This is a genomic window from Gemmatirosa kalamazoonensis (genome assembly GCF_000522985.1).
In the GTDB taxonomy this organism is placed as follows: Bacteria; Gemmatimonadota; Gemmatimonadetes; order Gemmatimonadales; family Gemmatimonadaceae; genus Gemmatirosa; species Gemmatirosa kalamazoonensis.
Window position 1 is genome coordinate 4,962,572 of sequence record NZ_CP007128.1, and the last position, 22,302, is coordinate 4,984,873.

Genomic DNA, 22,302 nt, shown 5'->3' on the forward strand with positions numbered 1-22,302 from the left:
GTGCCCTCTCACTCGGGTTTCTGCCCCACCACGATGCTCGGCGTCACGTTCGGCGGGCCGAGGGGCGTCACGGTGCCGTTGCCGAGCTGCCCCTTGTCGTTGCGCCCCCAGCAGAGCGTCGTGAGGCGGTCGGCGGCGATGGTGCAGGTGAACGCGCCGCCGCCGGTGGCGACGTTCGCGGCGCTCACCTCGGCCACGGCGAGCTTGCCGGCGGCGCGGATCGGGGCGCGGGTGCCGCTCTGCGCGGCTGCGGTGCCCAGCTCGCCGTCCTTGTTGCTTCCCCAGCAGTACAGCGCGTCGTCCGTCGTCACGCCGCACGCGTGGCCGTAGCCGGTGGCGATCGAGCGGAACGTCAGGCCGCCGTCGACCGCGACCGGCGACGAGGACTGGCTCACCGACGTGGTGCCGAGCGTGCCGCCGGCGTTGTTCCCCCAGCACCACGCCGCACCGGCCGGCGTGAGCGCGCACGCGTACTGGTTCGACGCGTGGATGTCGCGGAACGTCAGCCCGCCGACGACCCGCTGCGGCGACGTGAGATACGTGTTGCCGCCGGAGATCTTGCCGCCCTCGCCGAGGTTGCCCTGGCCGCTGTAGCCGGAGCAGTAGGCTTCGCCCTTCGGCGTGAGGCCGCACACGAAGCTGCCGCCCGCCGACACGCTGCCTAACGTCATGCCCCCCTCGGCGAGCGTCGGCGTCGTGAAGCTGCCGGTGCGGCCGGTGCCCATCTGCCCCCAGCCGTTGTAGCCCCAGCAGTACGTCCTGTCGTCCGTCGCGATGCCGCACACGTGCTCGTCGCCGACGGTGAGCGCGCGGAAGCGCATCGTCTCCGACACGAGCAGCGGCGTCGCGCTCTGATACGTGCCCGTCGGACGCGCGAGCATCCCCCAGCCGTTGTTGCCCCAGCACCACGCCTTGCCGTCGGCCTCGAGACCGCACGTCACGCGGCCGTACGCCTCGAGCTTCGTGAAGCGGTGACCGCCGGGGATGCGCACCGGCGCCGCGCTCTTCACGTCGTCGCCGAGCTCGGGGAGCCCGATGCGGCCGTCCTTCGCGTTCAGCCCCCAGCACCATGCGATGCCGCCGCTCGCGATGTCGCACGCGTGCTCGGTGCCGGCGACGATCGAGCGATAGCGGATCACGACGACACGCGTCGCGGTGCCGACGAGCGTGTCGCTGCGCGCGGTGATGGTGACCGTTCCGCGGTCGATGCCGGTCAGCACGCCGGTGACGCTGTCGATGCGCGCGACGGTCGTGTCGGAGCTCGACCAGCGCAGCACGCGCTTCTCGACCGCCGCGCCGTGCGTGACGACGCGCCCCGCGCTGTCGACGTAGACCGCGTGCATGTCGCGCACGTCGTAGGCCTCGAGTGTGTCGAGCGACGTCACGACGCGCACGGCGGCGACGCCGGGAACGACGGTGACGGCGGCGCTGTCACGCGTGCCGGCGACGGACGCGATGATCCAGCCGGCGCCCGCGGTGCGCGCGTTCACGACGCCGCTGACGCTGTCCACGTCGACGACGTCGGGCGACGATGCGGACCAGCGCACCGCGTCGGTCGCGACGGCGGCATCCTGCGCGTCGCGCGCGACGGCGGCGAGCGGCACGGTGTCGCCGGCGACGATGGTGATCTCGCGCGGCGCGACGCTCACCGACCAGATCGACGCGTCGTGCACGGTCACGATGGCGCTCGCGCTGTCGGCGCCGCGCGCCGCGGTGATGCGCGCGAGCCCGACCGCGACGCCGCTCACCACACCCGCGGAGTCCACGCGCGCGACGGTCGTGTCCGACGAGCTCCACGCGAGCGCCGGGGCATTCACAGGAGTCCCCGCGGAGTCGCGCACGACGGCGTCGAGGCGTCGGCTGCGGCCGATCACGACGCGCGCGGTGTCGGGCGACACGACGATCGCCGGGCGCGGCACGTCGCCGAGCAGCCGACGCGGCGTGGCGCGCGGCCCCGCGGAGACGGGATCGTCGGCGCACGCGGCGGCGACGGCGAGCGCGGCGGTGAGCGCGACCGCGCTCACGGCACGCGACGGGGTCCGGCCCAACGACGGACGTGCGGGCATGCGGGCTATCCTCCAATGCCGCGACCGTGGCGTCGTCCGCTCCGACGACCTGCCCGGCCCGCGGCATGTGTGTGCGCGTGGTATTGCGCCTGTGGCGCTGCGCCGAACGCCGTCGGGCTCGTGAAGCGCCGATCCCGCGACGGGGAGGCGCGTGCACGCCTCCGACGCGGGGAGAGTGCGCCGATGCTTGTCGGGAGACATGGGTACTTCGACCCGCGGCCGTGCTCGGCATGCGCGCGATACGACGGATGTCCATCACGGCAGCCCGACATCAGATGGTTGCCTCCGCGCCCTTTCGCTACGATCTTGCCGGAGCGAGGTGGGCTCCGGTCCGCCCGCGTACCCACGCTTCCGGTGAGCTCCTCATCCTTCCCGCCTGATCCGAGCACCACCGACGTGACCTCCGCCGACGTGAGCAGCACAGACGCGGGCGCCGCCGATGTGGGCGATGCCGGCGCGAACCACGGCCCCCCGCCCAGCGGCACGGTGCGTCATCGCACCGAGCGCGACTCGTTGGGCCGCGTGTGGCGGTTCGTGTACGACCCGGCGGCCCAGGATCCGATGGTGCCGGCGGGGATGGTGCGCATCCGGTGCACGACGGGGACGGGACGCGCCACGCTCGTGCTGCGCGCGGACTGGCTCGAGTGGCCCCGGCAACAGCTGCTGAACGAGCTGCAGGCGTCGCTCCAGCTCCAGCGCGGCGGCACCGCGGCCGCGCAGCCCTCGACCGACGGCACGGGCTCGAACGACCGGCGCGTCGCGCGTCGGCGGCTCGTGCGCCTCGCATCGGGCGTCGCGTGGAACTGCGTGTACGACCCATCGCTCGCCGCGCAGCCCGGCGACGAGGGCCGCGTGCGCGTGCGGTGCACGGCGGGGCGCGATCGTCTCGAACTCGTGCTCGACCCGGCGTGGCACCGACTCGGCGACCGCCAGCTCGCGGCGCTGATCGTCGAGGCGCTGGAGACCCGGCGCCGGTGAGCCATCGCGGGCGCGTCGCGTTAGGCGCCCTCTCGCTCGTGCTCCTCGCCGCGTGCGGCGGCGGGACGAAGCCGTCGGCCGGCGCGGGCGCGTCGACCGGCGCCGCGCCGGCTGCCACGTCGGGTGCCGCGGCCGCGACCGCGTCCGCGGCCGCGTTCCGACCACTCGCGCCGGGCGACAGCGTGCCGCCGTACGCCGCGCCGACGCTCGCGGGCGACACGGTGCGCGTGGCCGCGGGCGGTCCGCTCACGCTCGTGAACGTGTGGGCCACGTGGTGCACGTCGTGCCGCGAGGAGATGGCCGACCTGGAGGCCGTGCACCGCGACTACGGCGCGCGCGGCGTGCGCGTCGTCGCGGTGAGCGTGGACGAGGGCGACGCGGCGCGTGTGCGTCGGTTCGTCGCGCACGAGAAGCTGACGATGCCGATCGCGCTCGATCCCGAGGGGCGGATCCAGCAGACGTACAGCGTCGTCGGCGTGCCGGAGACGTTCCTCGTCGGCCGCGACGGCCGGCTCGTGTGGCGGCACGCGGGCGGGCTCCACGACGATCCGGCCGCCGCCCGCGGCGCGATCGACCGCGCGCTCGCGTCGGCGGTGCCTAACGGATCGCCCAACGCGGCCGTGTCCACCGGGAGCGCCGGCGCCGACTCCACGCGCGCGGCGTCGCGCGACTGAACACCCCGCGCCGAGTCTGGCGCCCGCCGCACCACGCGTCGCCGCGCGCGCGGCATGGCGAGCCGCGATGGCCGGTCGTCATCGCGGTGCTCGCGACGGGACTGTTCTACGTCGCGCTCCCCGACGACATGAGCGCGGGGCCGCCGTGGCTGCTGCTCGTCGTGGTCACGCTGCTGCTCGTGCCGACGGTCGTCACGCAGCGCACGGGGCACCGCGCCGCGAACGAGGCGTTCGGCTACGTCGTGACCGGGGTCCTGACGGCGGCGCTGCTCTATGCGATCGGCCGCCTCGTGACGCTGCTGCCGGCGCACCGTGAGCCGCCGATCGTGCTGCTACGCGCCGCCGCGATGCTCTGGTTCGCGACGGTGCTCGTGTTCGCGCTCTGGTACTGGCGGCTGGACGCCGGGGGGCCGAACAGCCGCGACCAGCGTCGCCACGCCGGCGAGGCGCACACGCGCGGCGCGTTCCTCTTCCCGCAGATGACGCTCGACGTGGAGACGCTGCGCGAGCACTGCGACGTGGAGACGCACTGGCACCCCGAGTTCATCGACTACCTGTTCCTCGCGTTCACCGCGAGCACCGCGTTCTCGCCGACGGACGTGCCGGTGCTGTCGCGGTGGGCGAAGGTGCTGATGATGGCGCAGGCGGTGATGTCGCTGGCGACGATCGCGCTGCTCGCGGCGCGGGCGGTGAACATACTCTGACGGTCGACGGCGGGACGCCTCACACCTGACGGCGGGACGATCTACTGCGGGACGATCCACGGCGGGACGATCGACCGCGGGACGTCGCATGCGGGATCGTGCTGCGGCGCGCGGGTGCGTGGCTCGACGCGGGGACGAGCCTTCTCAGTGTTTGGATCGCGGATCAGCGGATTCGCGAATCCGGCGCTCCGCTCACCAAACGCGAGGGGCTTACTCCGGGACGGGGCCGTGAGACGGCGCCGCGATGCCTCCATGCGGATCTGGTCCGCGTCGGATCGGTACCGCGGCGTGCAGCGCATGTAGCACCTTGGGCGAAGGGGGGGGCCCCCCTAGGGACTAGGTACGCGCCGTCCCCGTGGTGAATCATCCCGCCGTATCCATCCTGCCGTCGATCGTCCCGCCGTCGATCGTCCCGCCGTCGATCGTCCCGCCGTTAGGCGTCCCGCCGTCAGGCGTCCCGCCGTTAGGCGTCCCGCAGTGAGGCGTCCCGCCGTCAATTCACGTCACGGCTTCTCCGCCCGCACCGCCCGCACCGCGATCCCCTCCGCCACCGCGTCCGACGGGTTCACGACGACCGTCGCCCCCTCGTCCAGCCCGGACAGCACCTCGATCTCGGTGCCGAAGTCGCGGCCCAGCTCCACCTTCGTGAAGTGCACGCGGCCGCCGCGCAGCAGCGCGACCTGCGGACCGTTAGGCCCGGAGACGAGCGCGTTCGCCGGCAGCAGCACGCCCGGCGTGACGTTGCGCACCGCGAGGCGCACCTGCGCGTACATGCCCGGCAGGAGCGCCGCGTTCGGGTTCGGCACGTCGACCTCGGCGAGCATGGTGCGCGTCGCGGCCTCCACGGCGCCCGACGTGCGCACTACGCGCCCCGTGAAGCGCGCGCCGCCGAGGCTCTGCACGACGATCTCGGCGTCGGAGCCCGGATGGAGCTGCGCGGCGGCGGCCTCGGGGACGTTGATCATCACGCGTCCCGTATCGGCCTGCGCGAGCACGAACAGCGGGCGAGCGCCGCCGCCCTGCGCGGGACTCACGAGCTGCCCCACCTCGACGTTGCGCGCCGTCACCGTGCCGGCGAACGGCGCGACGACGCGGCCGAAGCTCTGCATCTCCTGCAGCCGACGCACGTTCGCCTCGCCCGCCGCGAGGTTCGCCGACGCCGCCTCGAAGCCGGCTTCCTTCTCGTCGAGCTCCTGACGCGTCGCCGCGCTGTCCTTCACCATCGCACGCCACCGGTCGAGCGACGTGCGCGCGAGCGCGTGCGCCGCGCGGACCTGGCCGAGCGACGCGCGCGCCTGCGCGAGCTCCTGGTCGAGCTCCGGCGTCTCGATCTCGGCGAGCAGCTGTCCGGCGCGCACGCGGCTGCCGATGTCGGCGTGGAAGCGGCGCACGTAGCCCGAGCTGCGCGCGTAGAGCGCCGCCTCGCGCATCGCCTGCACCGTGCCCGGGAGCAGCAGCTCGCCCGACGCGCTCGCACGCTTCACGGTGACGACGGAGACGAGCGGCGCCTCCGTCACCGCGTGCGTGCGGGCCTCGAGCGCCTGCTTGCGACGCAGGCGCGGCACCGCGCCGACGAACAGCAGCACGACGAAGAACGCGCCGGCCCCGGGGAGCAGGCGGCGCGCGCCTCGCCCCGACGGCGGCGGCGCGCTCACGCGACCACCTCGGCGAGCGGCGCCGGCGCGGCCTCGGCGACCGTGTCGCGGCGCAGCGCCGCGTAGACCACGGGGACGAAGAACAGCGTCGCGACCGTCGCGAGCGCGAGCCCGCCGATGACGGCGCGGCCCAACGGCGCGTTCTGCTCGCCCCCCTCGCCGAGTCCGAGCGCCATCGGAAGCATGCCGATGATCATCGCGCCCGCCGTCATCAGCACGGGGCGGAGGCGCGTCGTCCCGGCGCTGAGCGCCGCGGCGACCGAGTCGAACCCTTCACGGCGCTGCTCGTTGGCGAACGACACGATGAGGATGCTGTTCGCAGTGGCGACGCCGACGCTCATGATCGCCCCCATGAGCGACGGCACGCTGAGCGTGGTCTGCGTGACGTAGAGCATCCACGCGATCCCGGCGAGCGCGCCGGGAAGCGCGAGGATGATGATGAGCGGATCCGTCCACGACTGGAAGTTCACGACCATGAGGAGGTAGACCAGGACCACGGCGAACACCAGGCCGAGCTGGAGACCGGCGAACGACTCGCGCATGCTCGCCACCTGCCCGCGCACGACGATGGAGCTGCCCTTCGGCAGCGACGGCGTCAGCTCCGACACCACGCGATCGACGTCGCGCGCCACGCCGCCGAGGTCGCGCCCCTGCACGTTCGCGTAGACGTCGAACACCGGCTGCACGTTGTAGTGGTTCACGACCGAGAACGCGGAGCGCCGCTCCACCGTCACGAGGTTGCTCGCGAGCTGCGACGTGCCGCCCGCGACGAGCGGCGTGTTCGTGACGTCCTGCATCGACGCGATGCGGTACTGCGGCGTCATCACCGAGATGGCGTACTGCACGCCGTTGCCGGGGTTCAGCCAGAAGTTCGGCGCCGTCTGCGCGGTGCCGGAGAGCGAGACGAGCAGGTTCGACGCGACCTCGCGCTCCGTGAGGCCGAGCTGCCCCGCGCGCACGCGGTCGACGGAGACGAACAGCTCCGGCTGCGACGCCACCTGATGCACGTGCACGTCGACGGCGCCCGATACGCGCTTGATGCGCTCGGCCAGCTTCTTCGCGACCTCGTAGTTCTCCATCTTCTTGCTGCCCGCGACCTGCACGTCGATCGGCGCGGGGAGCCCGAAGTTGAGGATCTGACCGACGATGTCCGCGGCCTGGAAGAAGAACGTGACGTCGGGAAACTCGCGATTCAGCCGCTCGCGCAGCGCCGCGACGTACTCCTGCGTCGGCCGGTCGCGCTCCTCGGTGAGCGCGATCTGGATCTCACCGTCGCCGACGCCGATCGTCGGGTTGTCGCTCGCCGCGAGGTTGGAGTAGCTGCCCGACGTGATGCCGATGTTGTCGAGGATCCCCTCCACGGCCTCCGCCGGGATCGTCTCTCGGATGACGCGCTCCACCGCCGCGGTGACGCGCTCCGTCTGCTCGAGCCGGGTGCCGGCGGGCGTGCGGAGGTGCACGCGGATCTGCCCGGCATCCACTTGCGGGAAGAAGTCACGGCCGAGGAGCGGCACGAGCGCCACGGACGCGATCGCGAACGCGGTGAAGCCGACGACGACGCTCCGCGGCCGGGCGAGCGCGCCGGCGAGCAGCGCGCCGTAGCCGTCGCGCAGCCGCTCGAACCGGCGCTCGAACGCGTGGTGCACGCGGTCGAAGGGCCCCTCGCCGTGCGGGATCTTCGCCTCGCGCAGCAGCGCGTACTTCACGAGCGTCGGCACGAGCGTCCGCGAGATGACGTACGACGCGAGCATGGCGAAGATCACCGCCATCGCGAGCGGCGCGAACAGCGACTTCGCGGCGCCGGCGAGGAAGAACACCGGCACGAACACGATGCAGATCGAGAGCGTCGACACGAACGTCGGCACCGCGATCTGCTGCGCGCCGTCGAGGATCGCGTCCTCGATGTCCTTCCCCAGCTCGAGGTTGCGGTGGATGTTCTCGATTCCCACCGTCGCGTCGTCGACGAGCACGCCGACGGCGAGCGCGAGGCCGCCCAACGTCATGACGTTGATGGTCTGTCCGATCGCGCCGAGCACGGTGAGCGACGTGAGGATCGAGAGCGGGATGGAGAGCGCGACGATGAGCGTGCTCCGCCAGCTCCCGAGGAACAGGAGGATCATGGCCGCCGTGAGGCATGCCGCGATGATCGCTTCCTTCACCACGCTCGACAGCGTCGCCTTCACGAACACCGACTGGTCCGACAGGTACTCGATCTTGAGGCTCGGCGGGAGCTGCGCCTTCATCCCGTCCACCGTCGCGCGGATGCGGCGCACGACGTCGATCGTGGAGCCCTGCCCGCTCTTCAGCGCGGAGACGAACGTGCCGCGGACGCCGTCGTGGCGCACGATGTTCGTCTGCACCGCATAGCCGTCGCGCACCTGGGCGACGTCGCGCAGGTACACCGGCGCGCCGTTCACGATCTTGATCGGGATGTCGTTCAGCGCCTTCACGACCTCGGGGCTGCCGTTCAGCCGCACGGCGTACTCCCGGTCGCCGATCTTGGCCGAGCCGCCGGGGAGGACGACGTTCTGCGCGTTGATCGCCGAGCTCACCTCGCTCGGTGAGATGCCGCGCGCGTAGAGCGCCTGCGGGTCGAGGTCCACCGAGATCGCGCGCGTGCGGCCGCCGTACGGCGCGGGGATGGTCGCGCCCTGCACCGTCGCGAGCCGCGTGCGGATCTGGTTCGTCGCGATGTCGTACAGCTCCTGCTCCGCGAGCTGCGGGCTCGAGATCGCCGTCTGCAGCACCGGCACGTCGGACGCGTTGTACCGGATGATGAACGGCTGCGAGATGCCGGGCGGCATGTTGCGCGTGATGAGCGCCGAGGCCGCGCTCACCTGCGCGACCGCGGCCTCGATCTTCGCGCCGGGCTGGAAGAAGATCTTCACCACCGCGACGCCGTTCAGCGACTGCGACTCGATGTGCTCGACGTCGTTCACCGTCGTCATCGTGACGCGCTCGCTCGTCGTCGTGATGCGACGCTCCATCTCCTCGGCCGGCAGACCGCTGTACTGCCAGATGAGCGAGACGACGGGGATGTCGATCGGCGGGAAGACGTCGGTGGGCGTGCGGAACACGCTCAGCACGCCGAAGATGACGACGAGCAGCGCGCCGACGATGAACGTGTACGGGCGCCGGAGCGCGAGGCGGACGATCCACATGGGCCTAACGTCTCCCGCGCGTCACAGCGGTCGCCCGGCGAGCGCCGACAGCTCGGCGCGCGCGACGGCGTAGTCGAAGCGCGCGTCGACGAGCGACGACTCCGCGCCGGACAGGTTGGTCTGCGACGTGATGAGGTCGAGGATGCTCGCCGCGCCGTTCTGATAGCGCACCGTCACGACGCGCAGGTCCTCGGTGGCCACCTGCACGCCTTCCTCGGCGAGCGCGATGCGCTCCTGCGCCACGTGCAGCGCCTCGAGCGACCGCTCGGCTTCGAGCCGCGCGGCGCGGCGGGTGTCGCGCAGCGCGGACCCGGCAACGTCGCTCTCCACGCGCGCGCGGGTCACCGTCTCCTCGCGCTGGAAGCCGTCGAACAGCGGATAGCTCATGCCGAGCCGCAGCGCCCACACCGGGTCGCGCGGCCCCACGGTGGGCGCGCTCGGCTGCCCCACGACACGGTAGGCGCCGCCCAGCTGCACGGTGGGCGCGTAGCGCGCGCGCGCCGAGCGCACCGTCGCCGTCGCGGCGCGGTCCGCCGCTTCCGCCGACTGCACGAGCGGCGCGCGGTCCGCGACGAGGGCGACGATGGCGGTGTCGTCGAGCGCGAGCGGATGCGGGGCGAGCGAGTCGACCGCCTTCGCGTCCACCGGCCCGTCGGCGCCGACCACGCGGCCGAGCGCCCACCGCGCGGTGCGCAACGCGCCGTCCGTCTGCGCGAGCGCCTGCCGCGCCTGCGAGAGCTCGAGCCGCGCGCGCAGCTCGTCGCTCCGCGTCGCGACGCCGGCATCGTGGCGGTGCTTCGCGTACGCGAGCCCTTGCTCGGCTCGCGCCACGCGGGCCTTGCCGACGCGGAGCTGGTCGGCGGCGCGCAGCGCGTCGAACACCGCGCGCTCGGCCTCCAGCGTGACCTCGAACCGGCGCGCGACGAGCCCGGCGTCGCTCGCATCGCGGATCGCCGCCGCGCGCCGCCGCTCCGCGCCGCGCCGCCCGCCGGTGAACAGGTCGAGGTTCGCGGCGAGGCCCGCGGCGGACGTGCGGTCGGCGACGCCGCCGAGCGCGCCGGGCTGCGACAGCGGGCTCGGCGTCGTTGAACGCAGGATGCTCGACTCGAGCGAGAGCGTCGGGAGGAACGCCGCGCGCGCCGTGCGCTCGGCCGCCGCGGCAGTGCGCACGGCGCCGGTGTCGCGGGCGAGGTCGGGGCTCACCCGCAGCGCGAGCTGCACGGCCTCGTCGAGGGTGACCGTGAGCACGGCGGGGGGGGCAGGCGCTTGTGCGCGAACGCTGGTCGCCACCGTGAGAGCGGCGATCAGCGCTGTGGTACGGAGGTGCATGACTGCGGGAGCGGGTACGACTGACTACGCAGGGGGAGGGGTTAGCGTTCGGTCCTCCTACGGCGGGACGACGAAGGGCGGGATGGTGGACGGCGGGATGACTTACTGCGGGACGATCGACGGCGGGACGATCGACGGCGGGACGATCAACGGCGGGACGATCCACTGCGGGACGATCTACGGCGGGACGGATGAGGCGGCGGTGCGTTTTGGGGGATGGTGGCGCGTTCTCGCGGTAGGGTGGGTCGATCGAGTGGTGCGAGACTGGGGCATGGACAAGAGAGCGTCCCAGAAGCGGCCGGCGAAGTCGTTTCGCGACCTGGTCGTGTGGCAGGAGGCGCACAAACTGGCGGAGTTCGCAGCCGGCATCTGCGACGGACTGCCACGCCGGGAGTGGAGTCTCGCGGACCAGCTGCGGCGGGCGTCGTCCTCCGTGCCGTTCAACATCTCCGAGGGGAACGGTGCGCCGACGCGTCCCGACTACCTCAAGTACCTCGGCTCCGCGCGCAAATCGCTGAACGAGGTCGAGAGCCAGCTCGAGCTACTCCGCGCCCGCCACCTCGCACCCGCCGCCCAGCTCCGCACCCTGTCGCTCCACATCTCCCGAACAGGCCGCCTGCTCGCCGCGCTAACCCGCTCACTATCGAAGCCTCCCGCCGTCGATCGTCCCGCAGTGGATCGTCCCGCAGTAAGTCATCCCGCCGTTCAGCATCCCGCCGTTCAGCATCCCGCCGTTAGGCGAGCCCGCCAAAGGCGCCCTCGAACGCCCGGCGCGTGATCGCCAGCGTCTCCTCATCGTGCGCGAGCGACACGAACCCCGCCTCGAACGCCGACGGGGCGACGTACACGCCGCGCTCGAGCAGCCCGTGGAACAACCGCGCAAACCGCGCCGTGTCGGACCGCTTCGCCGCGGCGTAGTCCCGCACCGGATCCGTCGAGAGAAAGAACCCCCACATCCCGCCCACCGCCGCCGTCTGCACCGGCACGCCGGCCCTCGATGCCGCCGCCTCGAGCGCGCCGACGACCGCGTTCGCGCTCGTCGCGAGCCGGTCGTAGGTGCCGGGGGCGGCGAGCAGGTCGAGCGTCGCGATCCCAGCCACCATGCCGAGCGGGTTGCCCGACAGCGTGCCCGCCTGATAGACCGGGCCTAACGGCGCGATCATCTCCATCAGCTCGCGCCGCCCGCCGTACGCGGCCACCGGCATCCCGCCGCCGATCACCTTGCCGAGGCACGTGAGATCAGGGGTGATGTCGTACGCGATCTGCGCCCCGCCCCACGCCACGCGGAAGCCCGTCATCACCTCGTCGAAGATGAGCAGCGCGTCGTGCTCGCTCGTGAGGCCACGCAGCCCGCTCAGGAAGCCGCGGTCGGGGAGCACCATGCCCATGTTGCCGGCGATCGGCTCCACGATCACCGCCGCGACGCGTCCGCGGTGCGTCTCGAGCGCCGCTTCCACCGCGTCGAGGTCGTTGTACGGCACCACGATCGTGTCGGCGGTGGCGCCGGGGGTGACGCCGGGGCTGTTCGGCAGGCCTAACGTCGCGACGCCGGATCCGGCCTGCACGAGGAGCGCGTCGGCATGGCCGTGGTAGCAGCCGTCGAACTTGATCAGCTTCGGACGGCCCGTCGCGGCGCGGGCGAGGCGGATCGCGCTCATCGTCGCCTCGGTGCCGCTGTTCACGAAGCGCAGCATGTCCACCGCCGGCAGCGCGGCGCAGATCCGCTCGGCCAGCGCCGCCTCCGCCTCGATCGGCGCGCCGAAGCTCGTGCCTAACGACGTCTGGCGCACGATCGCCTCGACGACGGCGGGGTGCGCGTGGCCGAGCGCGAGGGCGCCCCACGACATCACGTAGTCGACGTACGTGTTGCCGTCGGCGTCGGTCACGCGGGCGCCCTGGCCCGACGCGATGAACCGCGGCGTCCCGCCGACGCCCTTGAACGCGCGCACCGGCGAGCTCACGCCGCCGGGGATCACGCGCTGTGCGGCGGCGAGCAGCTCGGCGCTCCGTGGCACGACGTCCGTGCCTGCGTCCATCGCACCCATCGTCACGCCCCCTCGCGCAGCCACCGCGCGGCGTCCTTCGCGTAGTAGGTGATCACCAGGTCCGCGCCCGCGCGCCGGATCGCGACGAGCGACTCGAGCGCGGCACGCCGCTCGTCGATCCAGCCGCGCTCCGCGGCCGCCTTCAGCAGCGCGTACTCGCCGCTCACCTGATACGCGGCGATCGGCAGCAGCGACTTCGCGCGAATGCGCTGGATGACGTCGAGGTACGGGCCGGCCGGCTTCACCATGAGCATGTCGGCGCCCTCCTTCTCGTCGCGCAGCGACTCGCGCACCGCCTCGCGCGCGTTCGCCGGCGGGAGCTGGTGCGTGGCGCGGTCGCCGAAGCTCGGCGCGCTCGCCACCGCGTCGCGGAACGGGCCGTAGAACGCGCTCGCGAACTTCGTCGAGTAGGACAGGATCGAGACGTCGCGATGGCCGGCGCCGTCGAGCGCGGCCCTGATCGCGGCGACCTGAGCGTCCATCATCGCGCTCGGCGCGACGACGTCGACGCCGGCGTCGGCATACGCGACGGCCGCGCGCGCGAGCGGCGGCAGCGTGGCGTGCGAGTCGACGCAGCTCCCGGTGGCGTCGAGCGTGCCGCAGTGGCCGTGCGACGTGTACTCGCACAGGCACACGTCGGCGACGACGAGCAGCCCCGGCGCGCGCTCCTTGATCATGCGCGCCGCGCGTGGCACGGCCCCCTCCGGATCCCACGCGCCCGTCCCCTCGGCGTCCTTCGCGTCGGGGATGCCGAACAGCAGCACCGCCGGAATCCCCGCGGCGACGATCGCGTCGATCTCCGCACCCAACCGATCGACGGTCCACTGCGACTGCCCGGGCAGCGACGCGATCGGCGTCACCGAGTCGCGGCCGTCCTTCACGAACAGCGGCAGGACGAGATGCTCGGGACGCAGCAGCGTCTCGGCGAGCATGCGGCGCGCGGCCGCGTTGCGGCGCAGCCGGCCGATCGCGGACCGCGGGTCGATCGCGGCCTCGCGCTCGGCGGTGGACTCCGGTGTATACGACATGGACATCACGTCCTCACACGTTGCCGTTCGAACGTTGGTGGTCCGCAGATCACGAAGGTTTCTTCACAGGCAGGCCAGCGTCGCCGCCACGAGCCCATCGTCCGACGGCGACGCGGCGACGCTCGCCACGGTGAGCCCGAGGTCGCGGCACGCCTGCGCCGTCGCGGGCCCGATGCATACGAGCGCGGGCGCGCGCGCGCCCGCGCGGCCTAACGCTCGCGCCAGCGCCTGCGCCGCCGACGGGCTCGCGAGCAGCACCGCGTCCACCTCGCCGTCCGAGGCACGCCGCGCGACGTCGTTCAGCGCGTCGTCCACGGCGACCGTGCGATAGGCGACCACGCACTCCACGCGCGCGCCGCGGCCGCGCAGGCCCACCGGCAGCGCGTCGCGCGCGCGGTCGGCGCACGGGAACAGCACGAGCGCGCCGGCGGGGCGCGGCCACGCGGCGACGAGTCCGTCCGCGGTGTGCCGCGCCGGCACGAGGTCGCATCGCCCGAGCCGAGCGCGCGCCGCGTCCGCCGTCGCCGCGCCCACCGCGGCCACACGCGGCCGGGTGCCGAGCGACGCGCGCGGATCGCCGCCGCGCGCCGCGAGACGGTCGGCCACGGCATCGACCGCGGCGACGCTGGTGAGCGCGAGCCAGTCGTAGGTCGCGAGGCGCGCGAGCGCGTCGTCCAGCGCATCGTACGACGTCGGCGGCTCGACCGCGATCGCCGGACAGGCGATGACCGTGGCGCCTAACGCCTCGAGCGCCGAGCAGAGCGCGGCGGCGCGCTCCACGGGTCGGGTGACGGCGACCACGCGGTGCGCCAGCGGCAGCGTGTCGGTGGTGCCCGACGCGCCTGCCGCGCGCGTCATTCGGCCTCCGTCGTCGCCGCGGGCACCCGCGTGCCGGCCGCGCGCAACAGCTCCTCGCCGCCCGACGCGAGCAGAGTCTCCGCCACCGCGACGCCGAGCGCCGCGGCGTCCTGCTCGCGGCCGGTGCGCGCCGCGCGGATCACCGCCCCCGACTCCGACCCGATCAGCCCTTCCAGGTGCAGCATGCCGCGCTCGAGTCGCGCATGCGCCGCGCTCGGCGCCGCGCACCCCGCGCCGAGCCGTGCGAGGAACGCGCGCTCGGCGGTCACCGTCACGCGCGTGGCGTGGTCGTCGAGCGGCGCGAGCGCGGCCGTCATCGCGGCATCGGCGGCGCGCACCTCGACGGCGATCGCGCCCTGCCCGACGGCGGGCAGCATGATGTCCGACTCCAGCCACTGGGTCACGCGCTCGGTGAGCCCGAGCCGGCGGAGCCCCGCCGCGGCGAGCACGATCGCGTCGTACTGCCCCTCGTCGAGCTTGCGCAGCCGCGTGTCGACGTTGCCGCGGATGTCGCGCAGCACGATGTCGGGCCGCAGCGCGCGGATCTGACACGCCCGGCGCGGGGAGCTCGTGCCGAGCACCGCGTGCATGGGCAGCGAGACGAGCGGCGCGCCGCCGCGCGCGATGAGCACGTCGCGCACGTCCTCGCGCGGCAGGAACGCGGCGAGCGCGAGATCGGGCGCGAGCGTCGACGGCAGATCCTTCGCGCTGTGCACGGCGAGATCCACCTCGCCCACGCGCAGCGCCTGCTCCAGCTCCGCGGCGAACACCCCGCGGCCGCCGATCACCGAGAGCGGCACGTCGGTGCGCACGTCGCCCTTCGTCGTGATCGTCACGATCTCGACCGGCAGACCCGCGCCGCCGAGCGCGCCGGCGACGATGCGCGCCTGCGCGAGGGCGAGCGCGCTGCCGCGCGTGCCGAGTCGCAGCGTGGCGGTCCGCGTCGACGTCACGGCCGCCCCTGCCCCGCCGGCTCGGCGTGAATCGGGGACGCGCCGGCGGCGAGCTCCTCGCGCGTCCGCGTCGTCGGCGGCGGCGCGTCGACGCGCACCGTGTTCTCGCCCGCCACCGCGCGCGCGGCGACGTCGGCGAGGGCCTCGACGAAGTCGGGACGGACGTTGGGCAGCTGCGTGCGGCGGTACGTCATGCCTAACGACTCCGCCTTCGCGCGCGTCTCCACGTCGAGGTCGTACAGGATCTCGAGGTGGTCGCAGACGAAGCCGATCGGCACCTGCAGGACGTGGCGCACGCCCTCCGCGTGCAGCGTGTCGAGGTAGTCGAGGATGTCCGGGCCGATCCACGGCTCGCCCGTCGCGCCCGCGCTCTGCCACGCCACGCGCGCGTCCCGCAGGCCCACGCGCGCCGCGACGGCGCGCGCGCTCTCGGCGAGCTGCGCCTCGTACGGATCGCCCCACGTGCGGATGCGCTCGGGGAGCGAGTGCGCGCTGAACACGACCACCACGTCGTCCCGCGCCTCCTCCGGGAAGCGCGTCAGCCCCTCGCGCACGAGCGTCGCCATGACGTCGAGGAAGCCCGGATGGTCGTGCCAGTGCTCCACGAACTCCACGTCGAGATGCGTGCCGTGCTTGTGCATCCCCTCGAACAGGTACCGCTGGTAGCCGCCCACGCTGAACCGCGAATAGTGCGGCGCGAGCACGATGCCGATCAGCCGCGTCACGCCGTCGGCGCGCACGCGCGGCAGCACGTCGGCGATGTACGGATGCCAGTGCTTCATGCCGACGTACACCGGCACGTCGAGTCCGCGCTCGGCGAGCCGCTCGGCGACGGCGGCGCGCACTTCCTCGGTGAGCTCGGTGAGCGGCGTGCGGCCGCCGACCGCCTCGTAGCGGTGCGTGAGGTGCGCCACCGCCTCCGGCGACGGCGGCCGGCCGCCGCGGATGTGCGTGTAGTACGGCGCCACGTGCTCCGCCGTCTCCGGCGTGCCGTACGCCATGAGCATGATGCCGGTCCGGCTCATACGGCCACCGCCTGGGCCGACGTCTCGGCACGCAGCTCGCCACGCAGCTCGGCGCTCTTCTCGTGCACGAAGTCGACGACGCGCTCGATGTTCGACAGCGGCGTCGCGGGCAGCAGGCCGTGGCCGAGGTTGAAGACGTGGCCGGGGCGTCCGGCGGCGCGGCGCAGCACGTCCTCAGCCTCGCGCTCCACCGCATCGACCGGCGCGAACAGCGCGGCGGGGTCGAGGTTCCCCTGCACGCCTAACGGTCGGCCGGCGGCCGTCTCCACGCGCTCCCACGCGTCGTCGAGCGGCACGCGCCAGTCGAGCCCCATCACCGTGCCGCCGTCGGTCGCCATCGCGTCGAGCAGGTGCGCGGTGCCGGTGCCGAAGTGCACCATCGGCACGCCGAGCCCCGCGAGGTCGGCGAAGATGCGGCGCGTGTACGGCTGCACGAAGCGCACGTAGTCCGCGACGCTCAGCGCGCCCACCCACGAGTCGAACAGCTGCACCGCGTCGGCGCCCGCGGCGACGTTCGCCCGCAGGAACTGCGTCGCGATGCGCGCGAGCCGCGACATGAGCGCGTCCCACACGTCGGTCGCGCCGAGCATGAGCGCCTTCGTGCGCGCGAAGTCGCGCGTCGGCTTCCCCTCCACGAGGTAGCTCGCGAGCGTGAACGGCGCGCCCGCGAAGCCGAGCACCGCGCGCTCCGACTCCAGCTCGCGGCGCACGATGCGCACCGCCTCCAGCACCGGCGCCACGTCCTGCTCCGGCTCCAGGTCGCGCAGCCGCGCGACGCCGGCGAGGTCGCGGATCGGCTCCTCGATCACGGGACCGACCTTCTCGACGATGTCGAGCGCGACGCCGACGCCGGCGAGCGGCAGCATGATGTCGCCGAACATCACCGCGGCGTCGAGCGGCATGCGCCGCATCGGCTGCAGCGTCACCTCCGCGCACACGTCCGGGAGGCGACAGATCTCGAGCAGCGTCCACCGCTCGCGCACCTTGCGGTACTCGGGCAGCGTGCGCCCCGCCTGGCGCATGAACCACACCGGCGTGTGATCCGTCGGCAGGCCGCGCGCGGCGCGCAGGAAGGGTCCGGCGGCGCCGGGACTACGGTCGTCGGGCATGCGGTACGGTACCGGAAGTGACTCAGACGCCGAGCGGCGTCGCGGCGCGGGACGCGGGAAGCGACGGCACGGCAGGCTCGTTAGGCACCGCGGGCGCGTCGGCGTCGAGCGCGAACAGGCGCCGCACCGAGGCCGCGAGCGCCGCCGCGTCCGCGTCGCCCGAGAGCGCGGCGAGCGGCTGGTGCAGCAGCTTGTTGACGAGACGCGTCGCCATCTCGCGCACGATCTCGCGCTCGCGCGGGTCGACGGCACCGAGGCGCGCGAGGGCACGCTCGACCTCGAGGTCGCGCACGCGGGCCGCCTCGTCGCGCAGTTGGGCGATGGTCGGCTGCAGCGCGCTCGTGCGCTGCCACCGCTCGAAGCGGGCGGCCCACCGCGACACCTCGGCCTCCGCGTCGGTGTGGGCGTGCGCGGTGGCCGCCCCGGCCTGCCCCCACGCGCCTAACGAGTCGACGTCGATCACGCGCGTCGCGGAATGCTCGGCCAGCTCGGGCGCGACGTTGCGCGGCACGCCGAGGTCGACGAACGTGCGCCGCCGCGGCGCCGTGCGGGCGAGGTGCTCGCGCCGCAGCACCGGCGCGGCGGACGACGTGCACGTGAACACGACGTCCGCGTCCGCCACCACCACCTCCAGCGCCTCCCACGACGCGACCGCGGCGCCGTGGCGCGCGGCGAGCGGCAGCGCGCGGTCGAGCGTGCGGTTCACAAGCACCAGGCGCCGCGTCCGCGCGCCGGAGAGCGCGCGCAGCAGGTCCGCCGCCGTCGCCCCGGCACCCACCACGACCACCGACGCATCGCTGAGCGCCGCGACGCCGCCGAGCGCGCGCACGCCCGCTTCGGCGACCGAGTGCACCCCGGAGGTGTGCGGCAGGTGCGGCCGCGCGCGCTTGCCGGCCGCGAGGGCGAGCGACACCGCCCGCTCGATCACCCGCCCCGCGACGCCGTCGGAGCGCGCGTCGGTGAGGGCGCGCTTGATCTGCGACACGATCTGCGTCTCGCCGAGCACCATCGACTCCATCCCCGACGCGACGCGCGCGAGGTGCGCCGCGGCGGCCACCCCGGTGTACGTCACGAGGTAGTCGCGCAGCAGCTCGGCGGGCATCGCGGCGCGATCGGCGAGCAGCGCGATGAGGCGCTCGGTCGCGGCGTGGAGGTCGTGCTCGTCGGCGGCGCCGTACAGCTCCACGCGGTTGCACGTGGAGAGCACGAGCACCTCGCGCAGCACCGCGCGCTCCGCGACCTCGCGCGCCGCACCCGCCCACGAGGCGAACGCGGCGCGCTCGCGGATCCACAGCGGCGCGGTCCGATGATCGAGGCCGACGACGAGAAGGTTCACGCGAGGAACAGTAAAGCTCGCGGCGAGACGAATCATCCGTCGGATTACGTAGAGGGCGAGGCGGCCGCGCTCGGGACGTCCCCGGAGAGCGCACGCGCCGCGGCCCGTTCCCCCGACGCGATACAGTCGGGGACGCCCACACCGCGATAGGAATTCCCGGCCAGCGCGAGCCACGGCGTCGCCGCGACCCGCGCCTCGATCCGCCGGACCCGCTCGGGGTGCCCCATATGGTACTGCGGCATCGCCCCCACCCAACGGGACACGAGCTCGAGCTTGGGCGCGGCCGTGACGCCGAGCGTGCGGCGCAGCTCCTCCCGCGCGATGGCGACGAGGTCCGCGTCCGGCCGCGTCACGAGCTCCGGCCGCTGGGCCCCACCGATGAACACGCGGAACAGCCGCGTCCCCGCCGGCGCGCGGCCGGCGTGCTTGCTCGACACCCACGTGCACGCCTGCGCCGGCCGCCCCTCCGTCCGTGGAACGACGTAGCCCGTCCCGTCGAGCGGGTGTGGGACCTCGTCCGCGGCGTACGCGAGCGACACCGTCGCCGTCGACCCGAGCTCGATCGACGCCAGCTCCGCGGCGAGCGCCGGGTCGCTGTCGGCGAGGAGCCGCCCCGCCACCGGCGCCGGCGTGGCGACGACCACCGCGTCGCACCGAAGCGTCTCACCGCTCGCGAGCTCGACGACCGCGCCGTGGTCGCCCTCCTCCGCTGGCCCGACCGCGCGCACCGGCGTCGCGCGGCGGATCGTCGCGTTAGGCGCGCGCTCCAGCGTCCGCTCCACCGCGTCCACGAGCTCCTGCAGCCCGCCGGGGAACGTGAGGAACGGCGAGCCCGCGGCCGCCGGCGCGGTGCGTCGCCGTGCGCGCATCCCGGCGAGCAGCGAGCCGTGCTCGCGCTCCATGGCGCGGAGCTGCGGGAACGTCGCCTCCATGCTGAGCCGCGTGCCGAACCCCGAGAAGATGCCGGTGAGCAGCGGCTCGCAGACGCGCTCGTACATCTCGCGCCCCAGCCGCCGCGACATGAACGACGCCACCGACTCGTCGGGCAGATGCGCCCTCGACTTGCGGAGCGGCTCGGTGGCGAGGCGCAGGAGCCCGATCGGCGACAGCAGCCCCGACGTCGCGATCGGCAGGACGCGCGACGGCACGAGCCCCGAGAGCCCCTGCGGGAGCCGCTTCAGCCGGCCGCCGAGCGACACGAAGCCGCCGCGGGCCGCGGTGCCCACCAGCCGGTCGGCGATCCCCACGCGCTCGGCGAGCGATCGCGTGCCGGGCTTCGTGGCGAGCATGACGTCGGGGCCGTGCTCGATCATGTAGCCGTCGACCCGCTCGGTGCGCACGATCCCGCCGAGCCGCGCGGCGCTCTCGACGAGCGTGACGTGCGCGCCCGCGGCGGCGAGTCGTTCGGCGGCGGACAGCCCGCTGATGCCGCCGCCGACGACGACGACGTGCCGCACCGCGGGGTCGCTCGGGCGAGGATCGGAGTGCATCGGCAGAACGTACATCCACCCCGAGCCCCCACCCATCCGGGGTCGCTCGTCCGTACGCCGGTGGAGCGCCCTACGTAGTGGTACGGGCGGCGGTGGGCTCGGCGGCGGGCGCCGACACGCTCTCCGCACGCGGCCGGCGGGCGCGGTCGACGATGCGGTCGGCGAACCGGTCGGCGAGCGCGGCGATCGTGAGCGACGGATTCGCTCCCACCGGTCCGGGCATGATGGAGCCGTCGGCGACGTACAGGCCATCGTGGCCATACACCTCGCCGTACGGGTCCACGACGCCCTCGTCCTTCGAGACGCCCATCGGGCAGCCGCCGAGCGGGTGCACCGTGATGACGCGGCGCAGGTACCAGAGCGGGTCGTCCTGGAAGTGCTCCGCGCCCCACGAGTCGGCCATCTGCTTCATGACCTCGCGCACGCGCGTGAAGTACCGCCACGACGCGTCGGTGCTCCAGTCGTTCTCGAGCCACCCCTTCTCGTCGAGCCACATGCGGCCGTCCGGCACGTCGCGCCCCATGCCGAGCAGCGGGATGGTCGTGGACGAGCGCGTGCCGGGGCCGAGCATCCCCGCGAGCTCGCCGCCGAGCTCCGTGTCGGCGCCGGCGTGGAAGACGCGCTGGAGCTGGTGCCACGCGAAGCGCAGCCCGCGCCGCGCCGAGTCGCCCATGGCGGTCATCTGCAGCATCACGGCCATGAACGCGGGCACGCCGGCGTCCTCGACGTAGAAGCCGCGTCCCGCGGCGCCGTCGCCGTCGAGCGTGTCGCCCACGCGCAGCGCGCTCGTGATGACCGGTCCGTAGCTCGGCTCCATCGCGCGCGGCACGCGCTTGCCGTCGCGCTCCTCGTGGCAGTCGAACGCGAACGTGAGCAGGTCGCCGTTGCCGCAGAAGCGGGTGCCCAACGCGGGGCTCAGCGCGGGCAGCGCGTGGCGGTTGCGCAGCAGCAAGTACGTCGAGCCGTACGTGCCCGCGGCGAGGACCACGCGGTCCGCGGTCAGCGTGAGCCGTGGCTGATCCTCGACGCGCGGCGCCGACGTGTCGTGACGTACGTACTGGATCTCGTAGCCGCCTCGCGCGTACGGCGTGATGCGCTTCACCTCGGCGAGCGTGCGCACGTCGGCGCCCTGCTCCACCGCGCGGCTGAGGTAGTTGTGGTCGAGCGTGTTCTTGCTGCCGTAGTTGCACCCCGCGTCGCACTCGCCGCACAGCTGACACGTCACGCGCGCCTTGCCGTGCAGGTTGTGCGAGCCGTCGTCGACGAGCTCACCGGGCGACGGCGGCGCGCCGTCGCGCGCGAACGTGATCGCGAGCCGCGGGAGCAGCCAGTCGTTCGCGCGCCCCATCGCCTTCGCGGCCTCAAACATCGCGCGCGTCTTCGGCGTGTCGCGGTACGGCGCCTCGCCGAACGGGTACGGCATCGCGTTCATCATCCGCTCCACGCGGTCGTAGTGCTCGTCGAGCGCGGCGCGGTCGACCGGCCACTTGCGGTAGCCGCCCGGGTAGTGCCCCTGCGGGTCATCGTCCACGAACCACTTCTCGTCCTTGCGCAGCAGCACATTCGCGTAGATGAGCGATCCGCCGCCCAGCCCACTCGACACGAGGCTCTCGACGCCGCGGAACGACCAGACGTCGTACAACCCGTACAGCCCCTCGCTCGGATCCCAGAAGTTCTTCGCGAAGCCGGCCGGCGTGCGCGGGAACGACCCGGGCGGGTACGCCTTCCCGCGCTCCAGGACGCACACGCGCAGCCCCGCCTCGGCCAGGCGGTAGGCCATCACGGATCCGCCGAAGCCGGAGCCGACGATCACGACGTCGAAGTGGGTATCGGTGGAGAGCGTCATATGAACGTCATCCTCGGCTGGAGCTCGTGCGTCTCACGCGGAGGC

General features: G+C 73.6%; 18 protein-coding genes. 5 read left to right on the forward strand and 13 right to left on the reverse strand.

Annotation, left to right across the window (positions count from 1 at the left end; translation table 11 throughout):
• Positions 1-8 precede the first annotated feature (8 nt).
• A complete protein-coding gene (locus J421_RS21490) occupies positions 9-2,066 on the reverse strand; it encodes an RCC1 domain-containing protein (protein WP_158508869.1) in 2,058 nt (685 codons plus the stop codon).
• A 411-nt stretch (positions 2,067-2,477) separates the two neighbouring features.
• On the opposite strand from J421_RS21490, the gene J421_RS21495 reads away from it, so the two are divergent.
• The 4 genes from J421_RS21495 (at position 2,478) to J421_RS34380 (ending at position 4,903) form a co-directional block, all read left to right on the forward strand.
• Entirely contained in the window at positions 2,478-3,044 is a 567-nt protein-coding gene (locus J421_RS21495) for a hypothetical protein (RefSeq protein WP_148306456.1), read from the forward strand.
• Positions 3,041-3,718 carry a TlpA family protein disulfide reductase gene (locus J421_RS21500; protein WP_025413240.1) on the forward strand — a complete coding sequence of 226 codons (678 nt, stop codon included), beginning with the start codon at positions 3,041-3,043 and terminating at the stop codon, positions 3,716-3,718. Before J421_RS21495 ends, J421_RS21500 begins: the two co-directional genes overlap by 4 nt.
• A gap of 86 nt (positions 3,719-3,804) precedes the next feature.
• Positions 3,805-4,422: a DUF1345 domain-containing protein gene (locus J421_RS21505; protein ID WP_025413241.1), complete on the forward strand. Its 618-nt coding sequence runs from the start codon at positions 3,805-3,807 to the stop codon at positions 4,420-4,422.
• A gap of 358 nt (positions 4,423-4,780) precedes the next feature.
• Entirely contained in the window at positions 4,781-4,903 is a 123-nt protein-coding gene (locus J421_RS34380) for a hypothetical protein (protein WP_260525834.1), read from the forward strand.
• 22 nt (positions 4,904-4,925) lie between these two features.
• Here J421_RS34380 and J421_RS21510 read toward each other — a convergent pair whose 3' ends face one another.
• The 3 genes from J421_RS21510 to J421_RS21520 are packed head-to-tail and all read right to left on the reverse strand — an operon-like array spanning position 4,926 to position 10,486.
• On the reverse strand, positions 4,926-6,077 hold the full coding sequence (locus J421_RS21510; protein WP_025413242.1) for an efflux RND transporter periplasmic adaptor subunit: 1,152 nt from the start codon (positions 6,075-6,077) through the stop codon (positions 4,926-4,928).
• Positions 6,074-9,238, reverse strand: coding sequence for an efflux RND transporter permease subunit (locus J421_RS21515; RefSeq protein WP_025413243.1), 3,165 nt, complete (start codon positions 9,236-9,238; stop codon positions 6,074-6,076). Before J421_RS21515 ends, J421_RS21510 begins: the two co-directional genes overlap by 4 nt.
• Positions 9,239-9,259: 21 nt before the next feature.
• Entirely contained in the window at positions 9,260-10,486 is a 1,227-nt protein-coding gene (locus J421_RS21520) for a TolC family protein (RefSeq protein WP_025413244.1), read from the reverse strand.
• Between the two features lie 163 nt (positions 10,487-10,649).
• On the opposite strand from J421_RS21520, the gene J421_RS21525 reads away from it, so the two are divergent.
• Positions 10,650-11,345, forward strand: a complete 696-nt coding sequence (locus J421_RS21525) for a four helix bundle protein (RefSeq protein ID WP_025413245.1) — start codon at positions 10,650-10,652, stop codon at positions 11,343-11,345.
• On the opposite strand, the gene hemL is transcribed toward J421_RS21525, so the two are convergent.
• The 9 genes from hemL to J421_RS21570 all read right to left on the reverse strand — a co-directional run bounded on the left by hemL (position 11,302) and on the right by J421_RS21570 (position 22,257).
• Positions 11,302-12,603, reverse strand: a complete 1,302-nt coding sequence (gene hemL, locus J421_RS21530; RefSeq protein WP_025413246.1) for a glutamate-1-semialdehyde 2,1-aminomutase — start codon at positions 12,601-12,603, stop codon at positions 11,302-11,304. The genes J421_RS21525 and hemL overlap by 44 nt on opposite strands.
• An 11-nt stretch (positions 12,604-12,614) precedes the next feature.
• Positions 12,615-13,640 (reverse strand): porphobilinogen synthase, encoded by a 1,026-nt coding sequence (hemB, locus tag J421_RS21535; protein ID WP_104022923.1) that lies wholly within the window; start codon positions 13,638-13,640, stop codon positions 12,615-12,617.
• 63 nt (positions 13,641-13,703) lie between these two features.
• Positions 13,704-14,498 (reverse strand): uroporphyrinogen-III synthase, encoded by a 795-nt coding sequence (locus J421_RS21540; RefSeq protein ID WP_025413248.1) that lies wholly within the window; start codon positions 14,496-14,498, stop codon positions 13,704-13,706.
• Positions 14,495-15,451, reverse strand: a complete 957-nt coding sequence (gene hemC, locus J421_RS21545; protein ID WP_025413249.1) for a hydroxymethylbilane synthase — start codon at positions 15,449-15,451, stop codon at positions 14,495-14,497. The genes J421_RS21540 and hemC overlap by 4 nt, the downstream gene beginning before the upstream one ends.
• Positions 15,448-16,476, reverse strand: coding sequence for a ferrochelatase (hemH, locus tag J421_RS21550; RefSeq protein WP_025413250.1), 1,029 nt, complete (start codon positions 16,474-16,476; stop codon positions 15,448-15,450). Before hemH ends, hemC begins: the two co-directional genes overlap by 4 nt.
• Positions 16,473-17,585, reverse strand: coding sequence for a uroporphyrinogen decarboxylase (hemE, locus tag J421_RS21555; RefSeq protein ID WP_025413251.1), 1,113 nt, complete (start codon positions 17,583-17,585; stop codon positions 16,473-16,475). Before hemE ends, hemH begins: the two co-directional genes overlap by 4 nt.
• A gap of 22 nt (positions 17,586-17,607) precedes the next feature.
• Positions 17,608-18,921 (reverse strand): glutamyl-tRNA reductase, encoded by a 1,314-nt coding sequence (hemA, locus tag J421_RS21560; protein ID WP_025413252.1) that lies wholly within the window; start codon positions 18,919-18,921, stop codon positions 17,608-17,610.
• Between the two features lie 44 nt (positions 18,922-18,965).
• Entirely contained in the window at positions 18,966-20,411 is a 1,446-nt protein-coding gene (hemG, locus tag J421_RS21565; protein ID WP_158508870.1) for a protoporphyrinogen oxidase, read from the reverse strand.
• Positions 20,412-20,481: 70 nt separating this feature from the next.
• Positions 20,482-22,257 carry an FAD-dependent oxidoreductase gene (locus J421_RS21570; protein WP_025413253.1) on the reverse strand — a complete coding sequence of 592 codons (1,776 nt, stop codon included), beginning with the start codon at positions 22,255-22,257 and terminating at the stop codon, positions 20,482-20,484.
• Positions 22,258-22,302 lie beyond the last annotated feature (45 nt).